The organism is Mesorhizobium sp. M2A.F.Ca.ET.037.01.1.1, assembly GCF_003998075.1.
Classification (GTDB): domain Bacteria; phylum Pseudomonadota; class Alphaproteobacteria; order Rhizobiales; family Rhizobiaceae; genus Mesorhizobium.
The window spans coordinates 1-2,161 of record NZ_RZSA01001050.1 but is presented as its reverse complement, the minus strand read 5'-3'; the positions used below and the strand labels follow the sequence as shown (position 1 = coordinate 2,161).

Genomic DNA, 2,161 nt, shown 5'->3' with positions numbered 1-2,161 from the left:
GCCGTTGCCGGCATCGCCCGCGTCGATCATGACGCGGTCGCTGGTGCGGCTTACCTTGATCGCGACCCGCATGCCCTCGCCGGTCCTGTCCATGCGGGCCAGGGCGCCGTCGACATCCTTGCGGCTGGCGCCGTTGACGTGACTGCGGCCGTTGATGACGGCTTGCGGCGTATAGACTGAGCGGCTGCCGAAGGCGCGCATATAGTCATATTGCCGCTCGGTGTTCTCCTTGGTGCTCAGCGTGTCCTGCCAGCCGAGATAGTCCCAGTAATTGACGTGGTAGGCGAGCGCGATGATATCGTCCTTGCCGGCGAGCTCGGCGAAGAACTCGTCCGCCGGCGGACAGGAGCTGCAGCCCTGGCTGGTGAACAATTCGACCACGCCCAAGGGCCTGTCGATTTGGGGCTTGTCGGTCTGGGGCTTGTCGGTCGCGGGCTTCTCAGGCTCGGCTGCAAGGGCCACGCCGCCCAACGCCGTCAGGGCCAGCGCTACTGCCGCAAGCCGCAATCGTCCTCGAAATGCCATGACTTTTCCAATTCCCGCCGGTGACGCCGGCTTTGTTCTGATTGCTAAAATATGTGGCAGAAGCGGCGGTCAACGGGAAGTCACGTTGCGGTGAAATTTTTGCTGTTGCAGCCGCAGGTAAGGGCGCAATAGGAGAGCGTTTGCATTTCAAGGCGCGGTTCGATTCGGGAGCAGCATCCCCGCCATGTGGCAAACTCTCCTGACCCCTGTCGATCTTTATTGCGAACGGACGGGATCAGGACTTTGGGCCGAGTCGGCTAATGCTTTGACCAACCTTGCTTTCATTGCCGCGGAACTGTGGGGCGCCCGGCAAGTGCGGCGATACAAGACCGGCACCTTCGCCGAGGTGCTGGCCTGGTGGATGGTCGTGATCGGCATCGGCTCGACCCTGTTCCTCGCCAGCAAAAGCACGATCTGGGCCGACATCCTGCCGATCGCCGGTTTCACGCTGGCCTACACGCTGTTCAACCTGCGCCCGAAGGGAGTAGGGGAGTAAGGCAGTAGGGGAGTAGGGGAGTAGGGGAGTAGGGGAGTAGGAAGATTGTCAGTCGTGAGCAGTCGATCGCAAGGGCAGAGGTCTTTTTACCTGCTCCCCTACTCCCCTACTCCCCTACTCCTACTCACTACAAATCATTGCTCTGCGGCAGGATCACCAGATCCCGGATGGTGATGTTTCTCGGCCGCGTCAGCATGAACAGGACGGCTTCCGCGACCTCGACAGGCTGCATCAGCCCGCCGGCCGCCAGCTCGTCCTCAAGCTTCTGCTTCGGCCAATCGCTGATCAGCGCCGTCACCACCGGGCCGGGCGCCACGGCGCCGACGCGCAGGCCGTGCTTGGCGACCTGACGGCGCAGCGTGTGGACGAAGGCCTGGATGGCGTGCTTGGAGGCCGTGTAGACCGGCTCCCAGACGACGGGCACCAGCCCGGCGATCGAGCTGGTGACGATGATGTCGCCAGTCTTGCGTCCGACCATGTGTGGCAGCACCGCATGCACCGAACGGAACACCGAGTTGATGTTGAGATTCAGCATGCGGTCCCAGGCATCCGGATCACCGTTGAGGATCTCGCCGCCGACATAGGAGCCGGCATTTGCGTGGAAAATGTCTAGCTGGCCGGCCTTGTCGAGGATGCCGGGCAGCATGGTCGCCACGCTGGCGGGGGTGGTGAGGTCGATCACCAGTGGGATCGCGCCGTCGCCGAACTCGGCGACGACCTCCTTCAGCCGGTCCTCGGCGCGGTCGACCAGCACGACGCGGGCGCCGGCGGCAAGCATCGCCCTGGCGCATTCGAGGCCGATGCCCGATGCCGCGCCGGTGACCGCGGCGACTTTTCCCGAAAGATCTTGAGCCATGTGTACCCTTCTCGTTTGAACGGATCAGGCGCGGCCGTGCGAGGCACGGGAACGGCGCGCGAGGGAGTCGACGATCACGGCGATGGCCAGAACGGCACCGGTGATCATGTATCGAAGCGACGAGGACAGATCGAGCAGCGTCAGCCCGCTGGCGATCGACTGGATGACGATGATGCCGAGCAGCGCCTATTCCGCGCTGCTCGGCATCATCGTCATCCAGTCGATCGCCACCGGGCTGACGCTGCTCGATCTGTCCTCGTCGCTTCGATACATGATCACCGGTG

General features: G+C 63.4%; 2 protein-coding genes and 2 pseudogenes. 1 reads left to right on the top strand and 3 read right to left on the bottom strand.

What is annotated here, in order from left to right:
• The coding region (locus tag EOA27_RS33235; protein ID WP_127258387.1) for a DUF1223 domain-containing protein at window positions 1-525 on the bottom strand (525 nt) is incomplete at its 3' end.
• A 184-nt stretch (window positions 526-709) separates the two neighbouring features.
• Between EOA27_RS33235 and EOA27_RS33230 the strand changes: the two are divergent.
• Window positions 710-1,000 (top strand): annotated as a pseudogene (locus EOA27_RS33230) (hypothetical protein); the annotation flags it as partial.
• A 148-nt stretch (window positions 1,001-1,148) separates the two neighbouring features.
• Here the strand turns inward: EOA27_RS33230 and EOA27_RS33225 are convergent.
• Both EOA27_RS33225 and EOA27_RS33220 read right to left on the bottom strand, forming a co-directional pair.
• The gene (locus tag EOA27_RS33225) at window positions 1,149-1,877 is read right to left on the bottom strand and encodes an SDR family oxidoreductase (protein WP_126078584.1); all 729 of its coding nucleotides are present in this window, start codon (window positions 1,875-1,877) and stop codon (window positions 1,149-1,151) included.
• Window positions 1,878-1,901: 24 nt separating this feature from the next.
• Window positions 1,902-2,063 (bottom strand): annotated as a pseudogene (locus EOA27_RS33220) (sugar ABC transporter permease); the annotation flags it as partial.
• Window positions 2,064-2,161: the final 98 nt, after the last annotated feature.

Coding starts and splice junctions, on each gene's coding strand:
- EOA27_RS33225 (WP_126078584.1), bottom strand. CDS start 1,877: ATGGCTCAAGATCTTTCGGGAAAAGTCGCCGCGGTCACCGGCGCGGCA.